This is a genomic window from Paenibacillus sp. V4I7, from assembly GCF_030817275.1.
Lineage (GTDB): Bacteria > Bacillota > Bacilli > Paenibacillales > NBRC-103111 > Paenibacillus_E.
The window spans coordinates 4,574,350-4,591,113 of the sequence record NZ_JAUSZD010000002.1; the positions used below are offsets into that span (position 1 = coordinate 4,574,350).

Sequence of the window (16,764 nt, forward strand, 5' to 3'; positions counted from 1 at the left end):
TTCTCACTTCACATCCTATCGCATAAAGGTCAGAATATTCGAAGTTCATATATATACTGCCATAGTCTTCTCGGATTGACAACTCTTCCTCCAACTCCAAACAAAAGAGAGCCGACTCCATTGTCAGCGCTCATTCTATCTCGACTAACGTCACAACACTTTTACTGCTTTTTCCTGGTCACCTTTCTAACAACATATCGGGCATCGCCCCCAACTCCACGCAGTGTTGCAGAGGCAATTGATCTTTGCCCAGATAGTCCAACAATATATAACCCATCCGTAACATGACTCACTCCAACCTTATGTTTTGGAAAACCACGATCATCCAACGCATTCAATCCCGCCAAAAAAGATAAATTCGGCCGAAAGCCCGTTGCAAAAATAATTGCATCAACGCTCTCTTTCTCCCCATCTTCCCATATAACACCATCCTCGTACAACGAGGTAAACATTGGTCTTTGATTTGGCTTTCCGCTCTCTAATCGTTGTTTAAACCCTGCTGAATCAATAACAGTAGTTGGCTCAGGCACAGAACGGCCAAACAAAGGAAACGGGAATTTATCTAAACCGGTAGCTATCAACCAAAAGTGCAGATCACGCCCAAATTTAACCTGGGGTAGAAGTTTAACCGGTGTCCGAACCGCTAGGGTCGTAGTGGATACTTCCGAGAGTTCAACACCTATCTGAACCGCTGAGTTCCCACTCCCGACTACAATAACACGTTGACCTTGATAGGGAGTAGTATTCTGATACGCAGAGGAATGAATAACTTCACCTCGAAACTCTGGTAATCCAGGGATGTCAGGAATATAAGGTTTATGAAATGAGCCCGTTGCACAAATAACGGATTCAGCTTCAAGAATCTCCCCACTCGTTGTCGTAACTTGAAAACTCCCATTAAATTTCTCTACTCTTTCAACACGAGTGTTTGTCTTCACCGGCATATTATACTTAGATGCATATTCTCGAAGGTATGAAATCACTTCATCCCGCGAGGGATAACGATTGCCCCCACCTGGGAATGGGAAACCTGGCAAAGAAGAATACTTAGCGGGTGAGAACAGCTTCAGGCTATCGTAATAATGTGGCCATGATCCAACTGGTTCAGGTCCTGCTTCTAAAATGAGAAATGACAGTCCATATTGTCTAAGGTAATATCCTGCTGCAAGTCCAGCTTGCCCTCCGCCGATGACAATGGTTTGATACATAACTCCCTCACAACCTTACTCTTCTTTTTTAAAGACACCTGATTAAATGATTTTTGTAATAGTTGATAATAGCAACTAATATCCCAAAAATAATCTCCTCTTTTAAGAGGAGGAGCAACAATTTTGATTCATAACCTGACTCAAAAGGCCTAAGCTTTCAATGACTTGATCCCGCTTATTTTCCGGTATGAGTTGTAAAATCCCTTGAACATAATTGTCCATTGTTTTGGATATGGCTTGATGCTGCTCTTCCCCCTTTGAGGTTAAGGAGAGAACCACATAACGCCGATCTTTAGGATCAGGAGTTCTTCGCACCATCTCCAACTCGACCAATTGCTGAATTTGCCTGCTGATTGTGCTTGTATCGGTGGAAAGGTTTTGGGCTAAATCATTTAAAGCAATATTAGGATGCTTCATGAGTTCATAAATGATATGACTTTGTATGACAGAAAAACCGCAACACTGTGCGCCATCTTTCTGAAGCAGTCCGAATCTCCGAACAAGTATTTGCAGCACTTCTCTCACATCTGGGAATTGTGGATTATTGTTCATATTCGATCACCTAACTATTTTATAACACATATTAATTGATAAATGCAACTATTGATTTGCGACGATATTCCTCCTCATTCCTACATGACCTTTCATAAACCAAAAGATACTTAGCAGCAAAAGAAGCGATGCAGAAAGCCAATACGTCATGCTTAGACCAATGAAATGCTCAGATACATAACCAAACAACGGTCCCATGGACGCCCCCACATCGGATACGACTACATACATGGTCATTATAAATGTTCGAGCAGATCCGAATGCGATATCCGAAACCATTGCATCCATAATTGTGGATAACAAAGTTGTAACAATGAGCAGTGCTAGTAGATCAAGTAACCAAAGGCCAAAAGGAATCTCAAAATTTGTCGCAGCCATACATATCGCAGCCAAAGCAAGCGAGCCGGTAAGCAGCGGTCTGCGTCCCCACTTGCGGTCTGATAATCGACCAAACCAAGGAGACATAAATGAGCCGAGCGCCCATCGTACCGCCTGGAGAGCACCAGCTAGGGTAGCGGCTCCAATAACTATTTCATAGAACATAAAAGACGTCTTATGATGAACATCAATCAGGTGACTTAACGTTGCAGTGAGCATGCCGTCAAGACACATCCCAACTAGAAACACAGAAATTAAAGTCCCCTGCAAGGCTGGAAGTTTTATAAGCACCCTCTTTTCGAGTGGAGCATCTTCCGATTTAATTTGTTTTTTCGCCTTGGGAACAAACTTGTAAACAGCAGGAAGTACAAGGAATGCCAGAACACCAAAAGTTATAGCAACTGCCCGTAATCCAAATAACTCCACACAGATACTACCAGCAAGCATGCCCACTAAACTGCCTATTCAATAAAGCCCGTTATAAGTCCCCATGAAGTAACCTCGGTTAAGATCATCCGATAGTTCGAGGATCATGAAGTACGAGCCCAAACGGAGTAACGACCAAGCCACACCCCAAATACACCGCAGAATAAGCCAACTATAAAAACCATCTACCCATCCATAAAGTAATGTAGTCATTCCTGCTAGGAATACGGCCAAAAACACACCATTTCTGATACTGTTTTTTTTGTACAACCATCCAATCAAGGGACCGAGCGGTAATCTCACAAAGCGATTCACCGAGAGCAAAATGCCAACTTCAATGAGGGATGTAAGTCCCACATCGTACCAATGAATCGGTAATACAACGTATAGCATCGAATCACCACATAGTGAGACCGCTGTGATAAGTGCCAAAAAAATTATAGGTTTGAGATTAGCATTTTCTAGCTGCAGCATGAAGATTTCGATGCCACCGGTTTGGCATTTGGTGAACAACAAGAACTTACTTCATCAGATTCCACTTCCATAACTTCGCTTTTTTCAGGTCCACAGCATGAGTTACTTTGGGTACTACATACTCCCGTTTCAGGCAGTTCAAGTTCAACCCTCTCAGCTGCTTCACGATCGCCAACTAAAGCTGCTACTACGGATCTTACTTGTTCATACCCTGTCGCCATCAAGAAAGTCGGTGCTCTACCGTAGCTCTTCGACCCAACAATATAAAAGTCCCTCTCTGGTTGTCTTAGCTCATTCTCTCCATGTGGTCTAACCGTACCGCAGCTATGAACATTCGGATCGATTAAAGGCGCTAACTCCAAGACGCTTTCCAAGCCTGGATCTGCAGTCACCCTAACTTCTCTTAAGAAGGAAAAATCGGGACGGGAACCTGTATTCGAAACGATCTCATCAATGGCATCAATTTGGATCAATTCGCTGTTCAAAGAACCAACTACCTGAATTTTTTCCCCATCCTTTTTTAATTCTTGAATATGAAATGGCGTCATCACTTTAACATTTCCTGATTCAACTAGCTTCTGAATACGCGTTCCGAGTTCTCCTCTCGCAGCAAGTTGATCTTGCTCCCGCCCCCCGTAAACATCCTCTAGCCTAGATTTTCTTAGTACCCAGACAATTTCAGTCTCCTGTACTTGCCCCTTAAGCTCCCCGAGTTCCAAAAGTGTATTGATCGCGGAATGACCGCTGCCAACAACAAGAACTTTCTTTCCACTATAGCGATTTTTATGCTGACCAAGTACATCGGGAATACCATAAAATACTTGTTTATTTAAATACTGTTCCTCAGGTGTCCATACACCTTCAGAAATGACTGGATTCGGATTTGTCCAAGTACCCGATGCATCAATGATAGCTTTGGCCTCAACCATGAGGTGCTCTCCATTCTTCTGAACATGCAAGACAAACGGAAGGTCTTCGCGGCCATATGTTTTTACCTTGTTCAAGCCTTTGCGGCTCACAGCGATCACTTTCGCGTTCAAGTTTATGAAAGGTTTGATTTCAGGCAACTCGGCGAAAGGCTTAAAATAGTTCTCAACCATCTCTAATCCCGTAGGGATTTCTGAATGATTCGGAGCTATCCAACCATGTGAAGCAAGTAGCTGCCGCGCTGCTTTATCTATATTATATTCCCATTGAGAAAAGAGACGTACATGAGCCCATTTAAGGACACTGGCCCCCACCGCATTCCCTGCATCAAACAATACAAAGGACTCTCCTCGTGTAACTAAATGTGCCGCTGCGGCAAGGCCGACAGGCCCAGCACCTATGATCGCTACAGGTAATTTCGCTTTAGATAGAACTGTATTTTCACTCATTAAAGATACCTCCATATTTTTGTTTTCTTTATCATCATTTAAGACGTTCGCTATTTTCGAAAGACGCAAACTTACTCCCTCTTAAGAGCAAGCACATGCACAGCAAACATTTTGTTTTTTGTTAATACGGAATAACCTTACTAACTCTTTGAGGTTAAAGCTAAATTGTTTTTGTCCCTGAGCTTGAGCCACTTTCGCTATGATGACTTGTTTATCTTGCTGTTCTACATACATCAGTTGTGGATTGATATCGTGAAATAACATGTAAACCACTCCTTAATCAAAATATATTGATTTATACATCAAAAAAAATTGATATAATGTTTAAAAAAAATTAAGAACGACTCGGTCTAAAAATGCAGCACAGCTCTTCTGAAAGCAACCCGTTCACTTCAGAATTATTGATCTCGTAATAGCTCCAGGTGCCAATGATTTCTTTTGTAATTAGATTGGCGTCTAAAAGGATCTTCAAGTGATAAGACAACTTGGATTGAGCCATTTCCACGATATCGCATAGGTCGCAAACGCACGTTTTTCCCCGCTGTGTTAACTCATACATGATTTGCAATCTCTTGCGATCCGCCAAGGCTTTAAACTTTGCCTCATACGTTTCAAAAAAGGAGTCGTTTGGTGACGTATTTATCTTTACCTCATGTATTGGGATTATGGTTTTCATTATTATCACCCGATTCATTAATCAATTATTTTTGATTTAATAACAATATATACCATCGCAAATCAGATTGCAATAACATAATCATTTTTTTTTGATTAACTGATTAAAGTAATTTTATATGTGTCCAGCGTATCGGGACATCAGCACATTGAATATGTTATTAAGGAAAATTAGAAGTTCCTTAAAGGAGTGCTATAAGTGCCAGTTCAAACAATGACGCCTGAAATGCTAAAGATGCTTCATGACTGTGCTGCTATGTGTGAACATACCGTTCATTTATTACTTCATCGAGCAGATGCACATTTACGAAGACATCAAATCAAACTTTTAACTGAATGTGCTTCAATCTGTCATTTATGTGCAAGGTCAATATCTAGTCATAGCCCAGTTATGAAAGCCATGTGTGATTTTTGTGCTTATGTTTGTGATGTATGTGGCCACGAATGTTTGAGGCATAATGACCACGAATCCCAAATGTGCGGTCAAATGTGCTTGGTTTGTGCAAGAGAATGCCGCTCGTTTGCAATGGCAGCATAATAATAGAAACCCTTTCATTATGAGAATTCCCCACCGATATGGGTGGGGAATTCTTTTTGACTACAACATCACTCTGTAAAGCCTCCTATTATTTCGAAATTCCTTTGCCCTTATCGGCAATTTCGGTCCATTTCGCTCCTACATCTTTGCTTATAAATATATCTTTATTGAAAGTTGCCAACGCGATTTCATTCGAGTCAGTAGGATTTTGAGCAATATAAGAAATGGCATCCCCTTTATCCAAGGTAGGAAGTTTGATTTCTTTCTTTTCTTTACTGCTTAGATTGAATTGAAACATCGTCGGAGAATTGGTCGCCGCTATAAACAATTCACCGGTATTGCTAAATGCTAAAGATGCTACAACTAATCCAGGAAACAACTTTTCGAAGTGATTTCCAGAATCATTGGAAAGATATAATCCTTCCTTGGATCCGAGTGCTATCACCTTATCGTCGGATGGATGAGTTGCCAAGGTTAAAGGTTCTCCTGAAAAACCATTCATTTCTGATTTACTCCACGTTTTTGCATCATCTTTTGTATAATACAATCCCGCCGATTTCATCTTTGGATTGGGTTGTGCATTAAAGACATAAATGGTATGAGTCTTATAACCCACCGTCATTCCATGGAAATCGCTACTGCCCTCCAAATCGAGTTTCGTTATTGTTTTCCCCATATCGGAACTTTTCACGATTCCTATGGGGTTTTTCAGGTTAGAACCGACTCCGGGATGACCACTGCTATAAAAACCATTATCAACAGCGACAAAGCCCATATAATCGTTTTGCGGAGCGTCGACATGACTCCATTTACTTCCCGAATAAACAACCAAACCTGTATGCGCAGGAATCATAATTTGTTTTCCATCTGTGCTATAACCCAATCCGTGGATATGCTCCATTGACAGTTTAGAAGCAGAGCAAGCTGATAGCATTAATGAAGCTGCGACTATTGAAGAAACGAGATTAACTTTATATTTCATTTTCTTTCCCCTTTTCTTGGTTTGATACTTTCTATGTCATGATTTTGAAGCACCTTTTCTATTCACAAAACTCTTATGAGTTCTATCATTCGTTTATTCCTCATAGAATAATTAATAGATTCAAAAATTAACGGAGGAACAAACAATGAATTGGTATAGCTTGTATCATAAAATAAAGCGATTTCTTTGTGACATAGCTATAAATTCCCGAATATTTTTATTTTTATCTGTATTTTCATTCACTCTTTTTATTTTCCTTAGCATTTCTATTCTACTACAAAGTAAAGTTTCTAGAGCACCAATTGCTAGTATGCATTCACTAACCTCGAATGCTTCTCCCGCTATCTTATATAATTTATTTTCGATGGAAGTTCCTAACTTAAATAGGGATGAAAAAAAGGAAGTTCTTTCTCCCACACGTATATACAATTCCTTAATACAAAGAGCTCCAAAAAGTAATCAGGATGCCCCTGAAAAATCAAATAATGCCCAAGATGTTCATAATGACAATTCAAAATTATTAGTTGGTGAAAACACATCTGATATTGATTACCCGTCGGATATTAACGATGTACCAGCCGATGCACTTAAAACGAAACCCTCATCCCCACCAGAGACAAAAAGTAACGATCAACAAAAAGAACAAACTGAGCCACCTAGTAAAGAAGCAATGACATCAAAAAGTAAAGCTGTACTCATTTACCACACCCATAACCGAGAGTCTTGGTTACCTGAACTAAAAGGGGTTAAAAACCCTGATTTTGCACTCGATCAGAATAAAAACATAACGCTTGTGGGGGAAAGAATTAAGCAAAAACTTGAAAAGCGTGGAGTAGCAACTTTACACTCTGATAAAGATTATCCTTCTTCAGTTAAAGATTTTAAGTACCCGAGTTCGTATAAATACTCTAAAAAAACCGTACAAGAAGCATTTAGTTCTCATCCAAACATCAATTATTTATTCGATATACATAGAGATTCACAGAAACGTTCAAAAACGACAAAAACGATTAATGGGAAAGATTACGCACAAATTTATTTTGTCATTGGTGAAAAGAATCCTAACTGGGAAAAAAACTTGGAATTTACGAAGAAGATCCATGATCAGTTAAATGCAAAATACCCAGGGATTTCGAAAGGGATTTATCAGAAAAACTCTAATGGCAATGGTGAGTACAACCAATCTATGAACCCGAATAGCACATTAATTGAAATAGGTGGAGTGGAAAATACATTAGCTGAATCTTACCGAACTGCCGACCTATTAGCGGAAGTAGTATCTAATATTTATTTTGACGCAGTAGAAGGAAATACAATCGTTGCAAAAAAGTAAGCATGTTTATGAATAGAAAAGGATAACCCACTTGTCAGGGCTGTTCTTTTCTATTTTGTTTCATCTTTACCCAATATTCGCTTCAAATGTTTTTGTGAAAAAACTCTACTTTACGGTTTCGGAATACATAAAAACGAGTAACAACTTTTTCACGTAAAACTCCTTCTCTAATCAATTATATTACTCACCGTGTGATCTTTTGATTTTACGAAAACTTGTACATATTGCACTTATACCCTACATATGTATCCTATAAAAGGGGGAGAAACGATGACCGGTTCCTTAATATTTATAATTGAATATTCCTTGCTTTCCTTTTGGATTATAGCTTTCATTATTCGATTTAGATCCAGAATTACCTGCATGGTAGGTATGATGAGCGCCATGAGTCTTGGAATGACGATAGGTCTTGGAGCAGGTACACTAATTGCTGCATTATTTCCTGGACACTTTTTCCAAGCGTGCATGATCAGTATGTTACTTGCCGGAATGATTGGCGCTATGGCTGGAATTCCGATCAGCACCATGGCTGTACTTGATGGCTTGTTATCAGGCATGATGGGCGGAATGATGGGTGCCATGCTAATTGCAATGTTACCAGCTGCGTATATTACACCCACACTTAAAATTGCGGGGGTATTCACTGCATGTATTATTTTCATTCTGTTCATCATGTTAATTGGAGAAGTCAGAGATTTAGGTTCAACACCGCGATCACGATTATTCTTCTTACCACAAACGATGTTTGCAGTTGATATCTTATTGTTTATCTCCCTTTTCTTTTCCCAACCTCTCCCCGCCCATATGGATAATATGAGCCCAGAAAATCACCATCATGAAAAGTCAAATAGCAATTACACAAAAGAACTTGTTATCAAAGCTACTGATTTTGCATTTTCACCTCAACACATAACGATAAGTGCTCATGAATATGTAAAAGTTACTTTAGTAAATAGCGGGAAAAATGAGCATGATTTTGAAATTGAAGGAGCGAACATCCATATCCATGCAATGCCGAGAACAGAAGATAGCGATGTCATTCGTATTGATAAACCAGGCATCTATAAAGCTGTCTGCACGCTTCCGGGTCATAAGGAATCAGGAATGGTGATCACGCTTACTGTAACTCCCTAAAACTAAAAATAATGAAGGCGACGACAAATGTGAAGTTATTGTTTATGATTTAAATAAAAAATGTGGTACCACCGAATCCGAGGATAAAGCCAAAGCTTACGGCATTCAATCTGTTCCGGCTATTGCGATTAATGGAAAATTAATAGCTCTTGAATTACTGAATAAGTCGGCGCATTCCAATTCACATACTCCCCAGCAAAAAAACGAGCGAACTCCGCAGGGCGGTCCTCAGCCTCGCATTGATTTCGCTCTGATGCCTCATCACCCCAGTTTTCCGAGAAAACTGGGCATTACTCATTACGGTACTTTTACAACAAATGGTACAGTAAATACTTTACCATTCTGCTGGAATTGTCCCCAAATCTTATATACGCCGCTTTGCGGGAATGTTGTCATAAATTTGGCATCAGGTCCCTTTGCCTTTTCTTCTGTCGGATGCACGTGGAGATAGTTTTCTGCATCTTGGGTTAAGATCACGACGTGTCCTACAGCTCCTAGGTAAGGCTGGAGGTCTGTTACGGGCTGCTTCGTCTGAGCATCTTTAATGTTGAAGTTCAAGTTCAGTTCCTTATTCGCCATTAGATGATCAATCGAAAGGGTTACTTCTTTTCCATCAACCACTTTGGTTAGTGTTGCATCTGGATCAATAGCTTTTGGTGCCGGTACGTTTCCTTGGATTGTAAACCACTGACTCTTATTCATTGCCCCCATACCGGTTGGCGTTATATCTGCAATCACCTTGTAATCGCCAGCTGTTGGAAATTGAGTCGTAACTGTAAATTCGCCGTTTCCTTTATTCTCAGGGTGAATGTGGTTAAAGAATGACAAATCCTTACTTACAATGATAAGGTGCATCTGTTTTTCATGGACGGTATCCAACTTATCGATCGGTTTGCCGTTTTTGTCCTGAATCTTAATCGTAATCGCCGTTTCTTGGTTCGGCTGCGGTTTATCGGTAGAAAGCTTAAACTGAGCCTGGACATCTTCTTGCTTCGAGTCAGTTTCTTTTGCCTTCCCGCTATGATCCATTCCCGCTGTATTACCATGCGCAGCATTATTCGTTGATCCTGAAGTTTCATTATGTGAAGAATGGTCCGTCGAACTGCCTGATTCTCCGCATGCCGTTAAGAGGGCAGCTGTAAGTAAAATTGAAATCGCTACTTTTTTCATGATTTCCTCCTAATATAGGGATCTTTGAGCTACGCTCAAAGTCTCTCTGCTCTGGGATCTTTGAGCGTAGCTCAAAGTCTCTCCTCTTTCTATCACCTTTATTATAAAAGGGACTTGTGTAGATCTTGTGAGGATCGGTACTAAGTCTTAGGTAAATGTATCTCTACAGATGTTCCTTTACCCAACTGACTTTCCATTCGAATGGTTCCTCCATGGGCTTCCACCAATTTTTTCACAATCGTTAAACCAATCCCACTCCCTCCTGATTTACGATCGCGGGATTTTTCTACACGGTAAAAACGTTCAAATATAAATCGTAGATCATCTTCATTCATACCAATCCCAGTATCCGATATACTAATAAGCACCGCGTGTTCTTCTTCCTTCACTTCAACAGATACTTTTCCCCCTTGAGGCGTAAACTTTAGCGCATTCGTTAAAAGGTTCACCACAATTTGACCCAGACGCTGCCTATCCAAGGTAGCTTCAACTTTTGTTAAACCTTCAAATAAAAGGTTAACTCCCTTTTGATCAAAAGAAGCCCGGCTTGCTTCGATATTACGATGAACAATTGCTGAAACATTTTCTTCCTGCAGCTTCAGCTTGAAATGTGGGGATTCCATTTCCGTTAATTGCTCTAAATCACCAACAAGGAACCGCAAACGTTCAATCTCCTCATAACAAGACTCAAGGCGCTCTGGAGTTGGCATCCAAACGCCGTCAATCATCGCTTCCATGTGGCTTTTAAGGGTTGCAAGCGGCGTTCTTAATTCATGCGCCACATCAGCAGTCATCGTTTTGCGTAACTGCTCCTGGTGGATGAGCTGTTCGGCGAGATGATTAAGGGAGCCCCCAAGATCGGCGATCTCGTCATTGCCTTTGACTGTCGTTCTTGCTCTAAGCTCTCCATTTGCCATTTGCTCTGCGACTTTTTTCATGTGTATCAGCGGGGCTGTGATCCTCTTAGCGACGAAAAGACTTAACAGAACCGAGAGCAAAATACCCAAGATGGCAGACCAAAGAACAGACTGTACTAATGCCTGCTCAAAATGGGCATCAAATGCTGGAGAGTTCATATCCGTAGCCTGATGTTGATACAAGGAGAAGTGGTAGTGAGTCTCTAAGATAAACGCTATAGTTGAAATGAGCAAAACACCGGAGGCTACCCCAATAAATGCGATGACAATTCGTGCATATAGTCCTTTTATGAGGATTCGCCTCCAGTAAACCTGTAGCCTACGGAAAAGACGGTAACGATGTATTTAGGCTTTTTGGGATCTGATTCTATCTTTTGACGGAGGTTTTTGACATGCTGATCGATCGAGCGAGTATCACCTTCAAAATCAAACCCGAGCAACTTTTCAATTAGTTCCTCCCGTGTAAAGGTTCGGTTTGGATGATGCGCCAAAATCAGTAGCAATTTATATTCGTTTGGTGTCAGACTAATCAGATTCCCAATTTTATAAACTTCATGTTTCATCGGCCGAATGACAAGGTCGTCATTATGAAACGAGATGACTTCTGCAAGAAGCGTATCATCTTGCGTGCGACGCAAAATGGCTTTTACTCTTGCTGTTAATTCACGTGGGCTAAATGGCTTCACGACATAATCATCGGCACCAAGCGTTAATCCTTGGACGCGGTCATCTTCAGAAACTTTCGCTGTTAGCATGATGACAGGAACAGGAGAAAACTGCCGTATCACTCTGCATACATCTTCCCCAGACATGTCCGGAAGCATCAGATCCAAAATAAGAAGATCAACATTTCCGCCACGAACGAGTTCAAGTGCTTTGTTCCCAGTACCGGTTTGAATAGTAGCATATCCTTCATTTTGCAAATAGGATGCAACAACTTCGCGAATCTTTTCTTCATCATCAACGATTAAAATTGTCTTCATAAATCGAACAGACCCCCGTTACACTTACTCTACAATTGCCTCGCGCAATGCCTCGATTGTTACCCGATTGATAAATTTCGAAAACTTTTCCTTCATTTTGCCATGTTGCTGATAATGATGGATGAGTTTTCGAACTATCGGAATCAACCTGTCTGCTTGAACTTCGGACATTAGCAAGACCGCAAAAGATGGTTTTAACGATTTGGGCTCGCCACCGACATAAATATCAAACATATCTCTCATTTTGACCACACCGATATCTTTCAAAAGCGGTGCGCTCGTTCCGAGCGCACAACCCGCATATCCGATTCTTATAGGTGTTGGCGTTTCGATCCCAGAGATCGCTTTGTTTAACGATTCAGCCATTTCAAGCCCTGCATCTTCTGCTCCACGGCAAAAGTTACACGTAATGAGGCTCTTGGTCACGAAGCCAGTAGGATATATTTCTAAGCCGATGCCAGACAACTTTTCCTTCACTTCATCCATTCTCTCTTCTTGCATTTCAACATACAATTGTTTGAATGTCGTTAATTCTATTTTGGCATCCTCACCGACGATAGATCCAAGAACAGCCAATTGTTCTGGCTTAAATAAGGTGCCCCCAGTATGAAACCCTGGGGTAACTGCAAACTTCATCATCTGCATGTCTTCCCCTCCCATGTATGCCGATTATAACTTCACTCGTTGCAAGCGTAAGGCGTTTAGCACAACGGATACCGAGCTTAGTGCCATAGCAGCACCGGCTACCCATGGTGCTAAAAGTCCAAGAGCCGCAATCGGAATCCCGAGCGTATTGTAACCGAGTGCCCAAAACAGGTTCTGTTTAATGTTCGTCATCGTTTTACGACTCATATAAATGGCGTCTGTAATGCTTGTAAGTTCTCCGCGCATCAGTGTCACGTCCGCTGCTTCCATCGCAATATCAGTGCCGGTGCCGATAGCTATGCCGACGTCTGCAGTCGCAAGAGCAGGAGCATCGTTGATGCCATCACCCACCATGGCCACTATCTTTCCTTGTTCTTGAAGTTTCTTCACTTCTTCGGCTTTGCCTTCCGGAAGAACTTCCGCAAGAACATGATCGATGCCAACTTGCTGTGCTATTGCAAGTGCCGTCCGTTTGTTGTCACCTGTCATCATGATGACCTCGATGCCCATTTGTTTTAAGCGAGTGACTGCTTCTTTCGATGTGTCTTTGATTGTATCCGCTACGGCTACCATACCTGCGTACTTGTTATCCACGGCTACGAGCATAGCGGTTTTACCTTCGGATTCAAGCTTTTCCATAGCCGTATCTGCTTTTCCAAAGTCGATGGCTTCACGCTGCAAGAGCTTACGGGTTCCAACCAGCACTTCCTTGCCTTCCACGATGGCTCGAATTCCGTAGCCGGGAATGGCTTCGAACTTCTCAGTAGCAGTAAGTAGGATACCTTTAGCAACAATCCCAGCAACAATTGCCTCAGCAAGCGGATGCTCTGATTGTTTTTCGGCAGAGCCGATTAGTCTAAGAATTGTATCTTTTTCATCCATGTTTTCAATTTGAACATCTGTAAGTTCCGGTTTGCCTTTCGTTACCGTACCCGTTTTATCAAGCACGATGGTTTGCACTTTTTGCATCGATTCTAAATGTTCCCCGCCCTTAAATAGGATCCCAAATTCCGCCGCGCGACCGGATCCAGCCATAATAGAGGTTGGTGTTGCAAGTCCTAAAGCACAAGGGCAAGCAATGACAAGGACTGCAATCGCCTTTTCCAGCGCAGTTGCAAACTCACCAGGAGCAACCCAGATATACCAAATCAGAAATGTTACAACAGCAATTCCTACAACAATCGGGACAAAGATACCCGAGATCACGTCAGCGATACGCTGAATAGGCGCTTTTGATCCTTGGGCTTCTTCTACAACTTTGATAATTTGAGCAAGAGCTGTCTCTTTCCCAACACGGGTTGCTTTTATTCTTAAGCTGCCGTTTTTATTAACTGTAGCGCCAATAACGGCGTCACCGGCTTTTTTCTCAACAGGGATACTTTCCCCCGTAAGCATGGATTCATCAACAGCGGACAAACCATCTACAACTTCACCATCGACTGGAATTTTCTCACCCGGTTTTACAAGAACAATATCCCCAATGATAACTTCTTCAACTGGTATAGCCATTTCTTCACCATTTCGAATGACTAACGCTGTTTTCGCTTGAAGCCCCATCAATTTCTTGATGGCTTCAGAAGTTCTCCCTTTTGCCAACACTTCAAATAATTTACCTAAAATAATCAAAGTAATAAGTATCGCGCTTGTTTCATAATACATATCAGGCGCATGGTGATGGGCATCAACTGAAGTTACCCACTGCAGCGTTAGGTATAAACTATAGAAGTACGCGGCTGATGTTCCCAGAGAAACAAGCACATCCATATTGGCGCTTTTATTACGAAGGGCTTTGTATGCCCCTACATAAAATTGCCAACCGATAAGAAACTGTACAGGTGTGGCAAGCACGAGCTGCACCCAAGGATTCATCAAGAACTCGGGCAAGTAGATCCACGATGTAAACGTAAAGTGACTCACCATTGCCCACAGAAGTGGTAACGAAAGGATTGCCGATACCGCTAACTGTAATTTCTTGTGGCGTATCTCTTTTTGCTTATAATCGCCTTCAGCTGCCACTTCCTCTTTACGTACGGCTTTGTATCCGAGTTGATCGACCTTGTTAACTATATCGCTTACCGAAACTTCCGCAGCACTATACTCAACATGGGCAGTTTCTAATGCAAGGTTAACAGTAGCTTTGCTAACTCCTGGCATTTTATTTAAGCCTTTTTCAATACGTGTGGCGCACGCTGCGCATGTCATACCTACGATATTAAAATCCACGGCATCCTTTACGGTGCTGTAACCCAGATCCAGTATTTTTTCTTCCATGGCAGATACGCTGATTTGACTCGGATTATAAGTCACTGATGCCTTCTCGAGGGCAAAATTAACATTGGCATCTGATACACCGTCTAATTTCTTCAATCCTTTTTCTATCCGGTTCGCGCAGGCCGCACATGTCATGCCCGTAATTTGCAAACTCGCTTGTTGCTGCTCTAATGGTTTCGCCATTTCAGTCCCTCCTGTAGTCACATACCCCCATGGGGTATAATTTTTTCAAAAAAAATAGGTGTTACTATTGAGCCGCATGCAGCGGCTCATCATCCTTTATTTTGCAACGTCATAGCCTTGATCTTCGATTGCTTCTTTAATAGCGTCCAAAGTAACTTTAGACTCATCGAAATCTACAGTAACGGATCCACCATTCAAATCAACTTTGCCGGAAGCACCAAGTTTCTTAACTGCGCCTTCAACGGAATTCACGCAATGACCGCAGGACATACCTTCAACTTTAAGTGTAACTGTTTGCATGTCTTATCTCTCCCTTATTATTTCATTAATTTATTCATGGTAACCATTAGCTCTTTAATAACCTCATTATCGCCTTCTTGAATGCGTTCGATCACACAGCTGTTTAGATGATGCTCGAGAAGCAGTTTCCCAACACCGTTTAAAGCTGATTGAACCGCGGCGATTTGATTTAACACATCATCACAATACGTATCCTTCTCAATAAGACCTTTAACACCTCGAATTTGTCCTTCGATGCGATTGAGCCTAGAGATCAAATTGTTTTTTGTTTTATCAGAATGATGACTTTTTCGATCACTGCCCGAATGACAACCGTCCTCATTTAATTCTTGTTTATCATGTTGTTCCATAGCATTTCCTCCTCACATTTAGAATATACCATACCCCCTTACCCTATATCAAGCCCTTTTTAAGATTTTTTTCCATAAAAATTGACTGGGTCCACTTATAGAGTTTACCAACCAAACTTCACAAGAGTATACATGATAAAACCTAATGAAATCGTGGCAGAGAGAAAAGTCATAATAATCACCCAGGGCACCTTAGACTTATGTTTAAATAAACGATACATCGATACAAGCATCGTTATAATGGTTGCAATGATCATGATACGTCTAATCCAAAGTGCTGCTGACATTGTCGCCATCATATTCGTTGAGCCGCCCAAAAGAAGTAAAATCCCCATATGAAGCCAATGATGGGATGAAGCCAGAAAGGAAAAAATAAACGATAATATACTTGTAGCTGTTTGACTTTTTTTATATTTCATCCTGTTTCCCCTTGTTTTTTAATAAAGCAGCAGTAAATTTATGAAGTCCCTCGCGAAACAGTTGCTGATCATCTTTGGTCATATGTTGCAAAACATTTTGATAAAATCGAATGGACTGCTGACGAACCTGCTCAATTGTCCGTTCACCTTTTTCTGTAAGAGAAATTAACATTTCTCTTCGGTTTTGTTCGTTGATTTCCCGGCGTACGAAGCCTCCTTTTACTAGCCCATCAACAAGTCGGCTTACTGAACTTCGTTCTAGATGCAGCCTATCTGCTAATTCACCAAGTATTAGAGTGGAGTTCTCAACTTCTTGTAAAGCATATACCTGTGATACTGAAAGTTGAAAACCACATGGGGTTACGGTTTGCTCTAATAAACCAAAAAGCCTGATAAATTTTTGTACATTCAATCGAAGTTCCAAAATATCGTTTATTTCCAAAATAACCA

At 41.2% G+C, this 16,764-nt stretch carries 19 protein-coding genes and 1 pseudogene; 3 read left to right on the forward strand and 17 right to left on the reverse strand.

Going from position 1 to position 16,764, the window contains the following annotated elements; translation table 11 throughout:
* Positions 1-161 precede the first annotated feature (161 nt).
* From QFZ80_RS22010 to QFZ80_RS22040, 7 genes and pseudogenes are all read right to left on the reverse strand, one after another.
* Entirely contained in the window at positions 162-1,208 is a 1,047-nt protein-coding gene (locus tag QFZ80_RS22010) for an NAD(P)-binding domain-containing protein (RefSeq protein WP_307554143.1), read from the reverse strand.
* Between the two features lie 102 nt (positions 1,209-1,310).
* Positions 1,311-1,760, reverse strand: coding sequence for a MarR family winged helix-turn-helix transcriptional regulator (locus tag QFZ80_RS22015; RefSeq protein WP_307554141.1), 450 nt, complete (start codon positions 1,758-1,760; stop codon positions 1,311-1,313).
* Positions 1,761-1,808: 48 nt separating this feature from the next.
* On the reverse strand, positions 1,809-2,291 hold the full coding sequence (locus QFZ80_RS39115; RefSeq protein WP_373460426.1) for an MFS transporter: 483 nt from the start codon (positions 2,289-2,291) through the stop codon (positions 1,809-1,811).
* Positions 2,268-3,038 (reverse strand): annotated as a pseudogene (locus tag QFZ80_RS39120) (MFS transporter); the annotation flags it as partial. The gene QFZ80_RS39115 and the pseudogene QFZ80_RS39120, both read right to left, overlap by 24 nt.
* Entirely contained in the window at positions 3,026-4,414 is a 1,389-nt protein-coding gene (locus QFZ80_RS22030) for an NAD(P)-binding domain-containing protein (protein WP_307561007.1), read from the reverse strand. The pseudogene QFZ80_RS39120 and the gene QFZ80_RS22030, both read right to left, overlap by 13 nt.
* Before the next feature lie 81 nt (positions 4,415-4,495).
* A complete protein-coding gene (locus tag QFZ80_RS22035; RefSeq protein ID WP_307554133.1) occupies positions 4,496-4,678 on the reverse strand; it encodes a hypothetical protein in 183 nt (60 codons plus the stop codon).
* Between the two features lie 70 nt (positions 4,679-4,748).
* Positions 4,749-5,090 carry an ArsR/SmtB family transcription factor gene (locus QFZ80_RS22040; protein WP_307554131.1) on the reverse strand — a complete coding sequence of 114 codons (342 nt, stop codon included), beginning with the start codon at positions 5,088-5,090 and terminating at the stop codon, positions 4,749-4,751.
* Between the two features lie 225 nt (positions 5,091-5,315).
* Between QFZ80_RS22040 and QFZ80_RS39345 the strand changes: the two genes are divergently transcribed.
* Positions 5,316-5,627, forward strand: a complete 312-nt coding sequence (locus tag QFZ80_RS39345) for a four-helix bundle copper-binding protein (RefSeq protein ID WP_483874743.1) — start codon at positions 5,316-5,318, stop codon at positions 5,625-5,627.
* A gap of 88 nt (positions 5,628-5,715) precedes the next feature.
* Here the strand turns inward: QFZ80_RS39345 and QFZ80_RS22045 are convergent, their stop codons facing one another.
* Positions 5,716-6,609, reverse strand: a complete 894-nt coding sequence (locus QFZ80_RS22045) for a F510_1955 family glycosylhydrolase (protein ID WP_307554130.1) — start codon at positions 6,607-6,609, stop codon at positions 5,716-5,718.
* Positions 6,610-6,754: 145 nt separating this feature from the next.
* Between QFZ80_RS22045 and spoIIP the strand changes: the two genes are divergently transcribed.
* Both spoIIP and QFZ80_RS22055 read left to right on the forward strand, forming a co-directional pair.
* Complete coding sequence (gene spoIIP, locus QFZ80_RS22050; RefSeq protein ID WP_307561009.1) at positions 6,755-7,942, forward strand: stage II sporulation protein P; 1,188 nt, start codon at positions 6,755-6,757, stop codon at positions 7,940-7,942.
* 270 nt (positions 7,943-8,212) lie between these two features.
* Positions 8,213-9,076, forward strand: coding sequence for a cupredoxin domain-containing protein (locus tag QFZ80_RS22055; protein WP_307554126.1), 864 nt, complete (start codon positions 8,213-8,215; stop codon positions 9,074-9,076).
* A gap of 297 nt (positions 9,077-9,373) precedes the next feature.
* On the opposite strand, the gene QFZ80_RS22060 is transcribed toward QFZ80_RS22055, so the two are convergent.
* The 9 genes from QFZ80_RS22060 to QFZ80_RS22100 form a co-directional block, all read right to left on the reverse strand.
* The gene (locus QFZ80_RS22060) at positions 9,374-10,246 is read right to left on the reverse strand and encodes a FixH family protein (RefSeq protein ID WP_307561011.1); all 873 of its coding nucleotides are present in this window, start codon (positions 10,244-10,246) and stop codon (positions 9,374-9,376) included.
* A gap of 140 nt (positions 10,247-10,386) precedes the next feature.
* Positions 10,387-11,322: a sensor histidine kinase gene (locus QFZ80_RS22065; protein WP_307554123.1), complete on the reverse strand. Its 936-nt coding sequence runs from the start codon at positions 11,320-11,322 to the stop codon at positions 10,387-10,389.
* A gap of 128 nt (positions 11,323-11,450) precedes the next feature.
* Positions 11,451-12,146 (reverse strand): response regulator transcription factor, encoded by a 696-nt coding sequence (locus tag QFZ80_RS22070; protein WP_307554121.1) that lies wholly within the window; start codon positions 12,144-12,146, stop codon positions 11,451-11,453.
* A 24-nt stretch (positions 12,147-12,170) separates the two neighbouring features.
* Positions 12,171-12,791 (reverse strand): NAD(P)/FAD-dependent oxidoreductase, encoded by a 621-nt coding sequence (locus QFZ80_RS22075; protein WP_307554119.1) that lies wholly within the window; start codon positions 12,789-12,791, stop codon positions 12,171-12,173.
* 24 nt (positions 12,792-12,815) lie between these two features.
* Positions 12,816-15,245 (reverse strand): heavy metal translocating P-type ATPase, encoded by a 2,430-nt coding sequence (locus QFZ80_RS22080; RefSeq protein ID WP_307561013.1) that lies wholly within the window; start codon positions 15,243-15,245, stop codon positions 12,816-12,818.
* A gap of 96 nt (positions 15,246-15,341) precedes the next feature.
* On the reverse strand, positions 15,342-15,545 hold the full coding sequence (gene copZ / locus QFZ80_RS22085) for a copper chaperone CopZ (RefSeq protein WP_307554116.1): 204 nt from the start codon (positions 15,543-15,545) through the stop codon (positions 15,342-15,344).
* Between the two features lie 17 nt (positions 15,546-15,562).
* On the reverse strand, positions 15,563-15,895 hold the full coding sequence (locus QFZ80_RS22090; protein ID WP_307554114.1) for a metal-sensitive transcriptional regulator: 333 nt from the start codon (positions 15,893-15,895) through the stop codon (positions 15,563-15,565).
* Positions 15,896-15,999: 104 nt separating this feature from the next.
* On the reverse strand, positions 16,000-16,314 hold the full coding sequence (locus tag QFZ80_RS22095) for a hypothetical protein (protein WP_307554113.1): 315 nt from the start codon (positions 16,312-16,314) through the stop codon (positions 16,000-16,002).
* A complete protein-coding gene (locus QFZ80_RS22100) occupies positions 16,304-16,756 on the reverse strand; it encodes a MarR family winged helix-turn-helix transcriptional regulator (RefSeq protein WP_307554111.1) in 453 nt (150 codons plus the stop codon). The genes QFZ80_RS22095 and QFZ80_RS22100 overlap by 11 nt, the downstream gene beginning before the upstream one ends.
* Positions 16,757-16,764 lie beyond the last annotated feature (8 nt).

Coding starts and splice junctions, on each gene's coding strand:
- QFZ80_RS22015 (WP_307554141.1), bottom strand. CDS start 1,760: ATGAACAATAATCCACAATTCCCAGATGTGAGAGAAGTGCTGCAAATA.
- QFZ80_RS22060 (WP_307561011.1), bottom strand. CDS start 10,246: ATGAAAAAAGTAGCGATTTCAATTTTACTTACAGCTGCCCTCTTAACG.
- QFZ80_RS39345 (WP_483874743.1), top strand. CDS start 5,316: ATGCTAAAGATGCTTCATGACTGTGCTGCTATGTGTGAACATACCGTT.
- QFZ80_RS22030 (WP_307561007.1), bottom strand. CDS start 4,414: ATGAGTGAAAATACAGTTCTATCTAAAGCGAAATTACCTGTAGCGATC.
- copZ (WP_307554116.1), bottom strand. CDS start 15,545: ATGCAAACAGTTACACTTAAAGTTGAAGGTATGTCCTGCGGTCATTGC.
- spoIIP (WP_307561009.1), top strand. CDS start 6,755: ATGAATTGGTATAGCTTGTATCATAAAATAAAGCGATTTCTTTGTGAC.
- QFZ80_RS22090 (WP_307554114.1), bottom strand. CDS start 15,895: ATGGAACAACATGATAAACAAGAATTAAATGAGGACGGTTGTCATTCG.
- QFZ80_RS22080 (WP_307561013.1), bottom strand. CDS start 15,245: ATGGCGAAACCATTAGAGCAGCAACAAGCGAGTTTGCAAATTACGGGC.
- QFZ80_RS22010 (WP_307554143.1), bottom strand. CDS start 1,208: ATGTATCAAACCATTGTCATCGGCGGAGGGCAAGCTGGACTTGCAGCA.
- QFZ80_RS22095 (WP_307554113.1), bottom strand. CDS start 16,314: ATGAAATATAAAAAAAGTCAAACAGCTACAAGTATATTATCGTTTATT.
- QFZ80_RS22055 (WP_307554126.1), top strand. CDS start 8,213: ATGACCGGTTCCTTAATATTTATAATTGAATATTCCTTGCTTTCCTTT.
- QFZ80_RS22045 (WP_307554130.1), bottom strand. CDS start 6,609: ATGAAATATAAAGTTAATCTCGTTTCTTCAATAGTCGCAGCTTCATTA.
- QFZ80_RS22035 (WP_307554133.1), bottom strand. CDS start 4,678: ATGTTATTTCACGATATCAATCCACAACTGATGTATGTAGAACAGCAA.
- QFZ80_RS22065 (WP_307554123.1), bottom strand. CDS start 11,322: ATGAACTCTCCAGCATTTGATGCCCATTTTGAGCAGGCATTAGTACAG.
- QFZ80_RS22075 (WP_307554119.1), bottom strand. CDS start 12,791: ATGCAGATGATGAAGTTTGCAGTTACCCCAGGGTTTCATACTGGGGGC.
- QFZ80_RS22040 (WP_307554131.1), bottom strand. CDS start 5,090: ATGAAAACCATAATCCCAATACATGAGGTAAAGATAAATACGTCACCA.
- QFZ80_RS22070 (WP_307554121.1), bottom strand. CDS start 12,146: ATGAAGACAATTTTAATCGTTGATGATGAAGAAAAGATTCGCGAAGTT.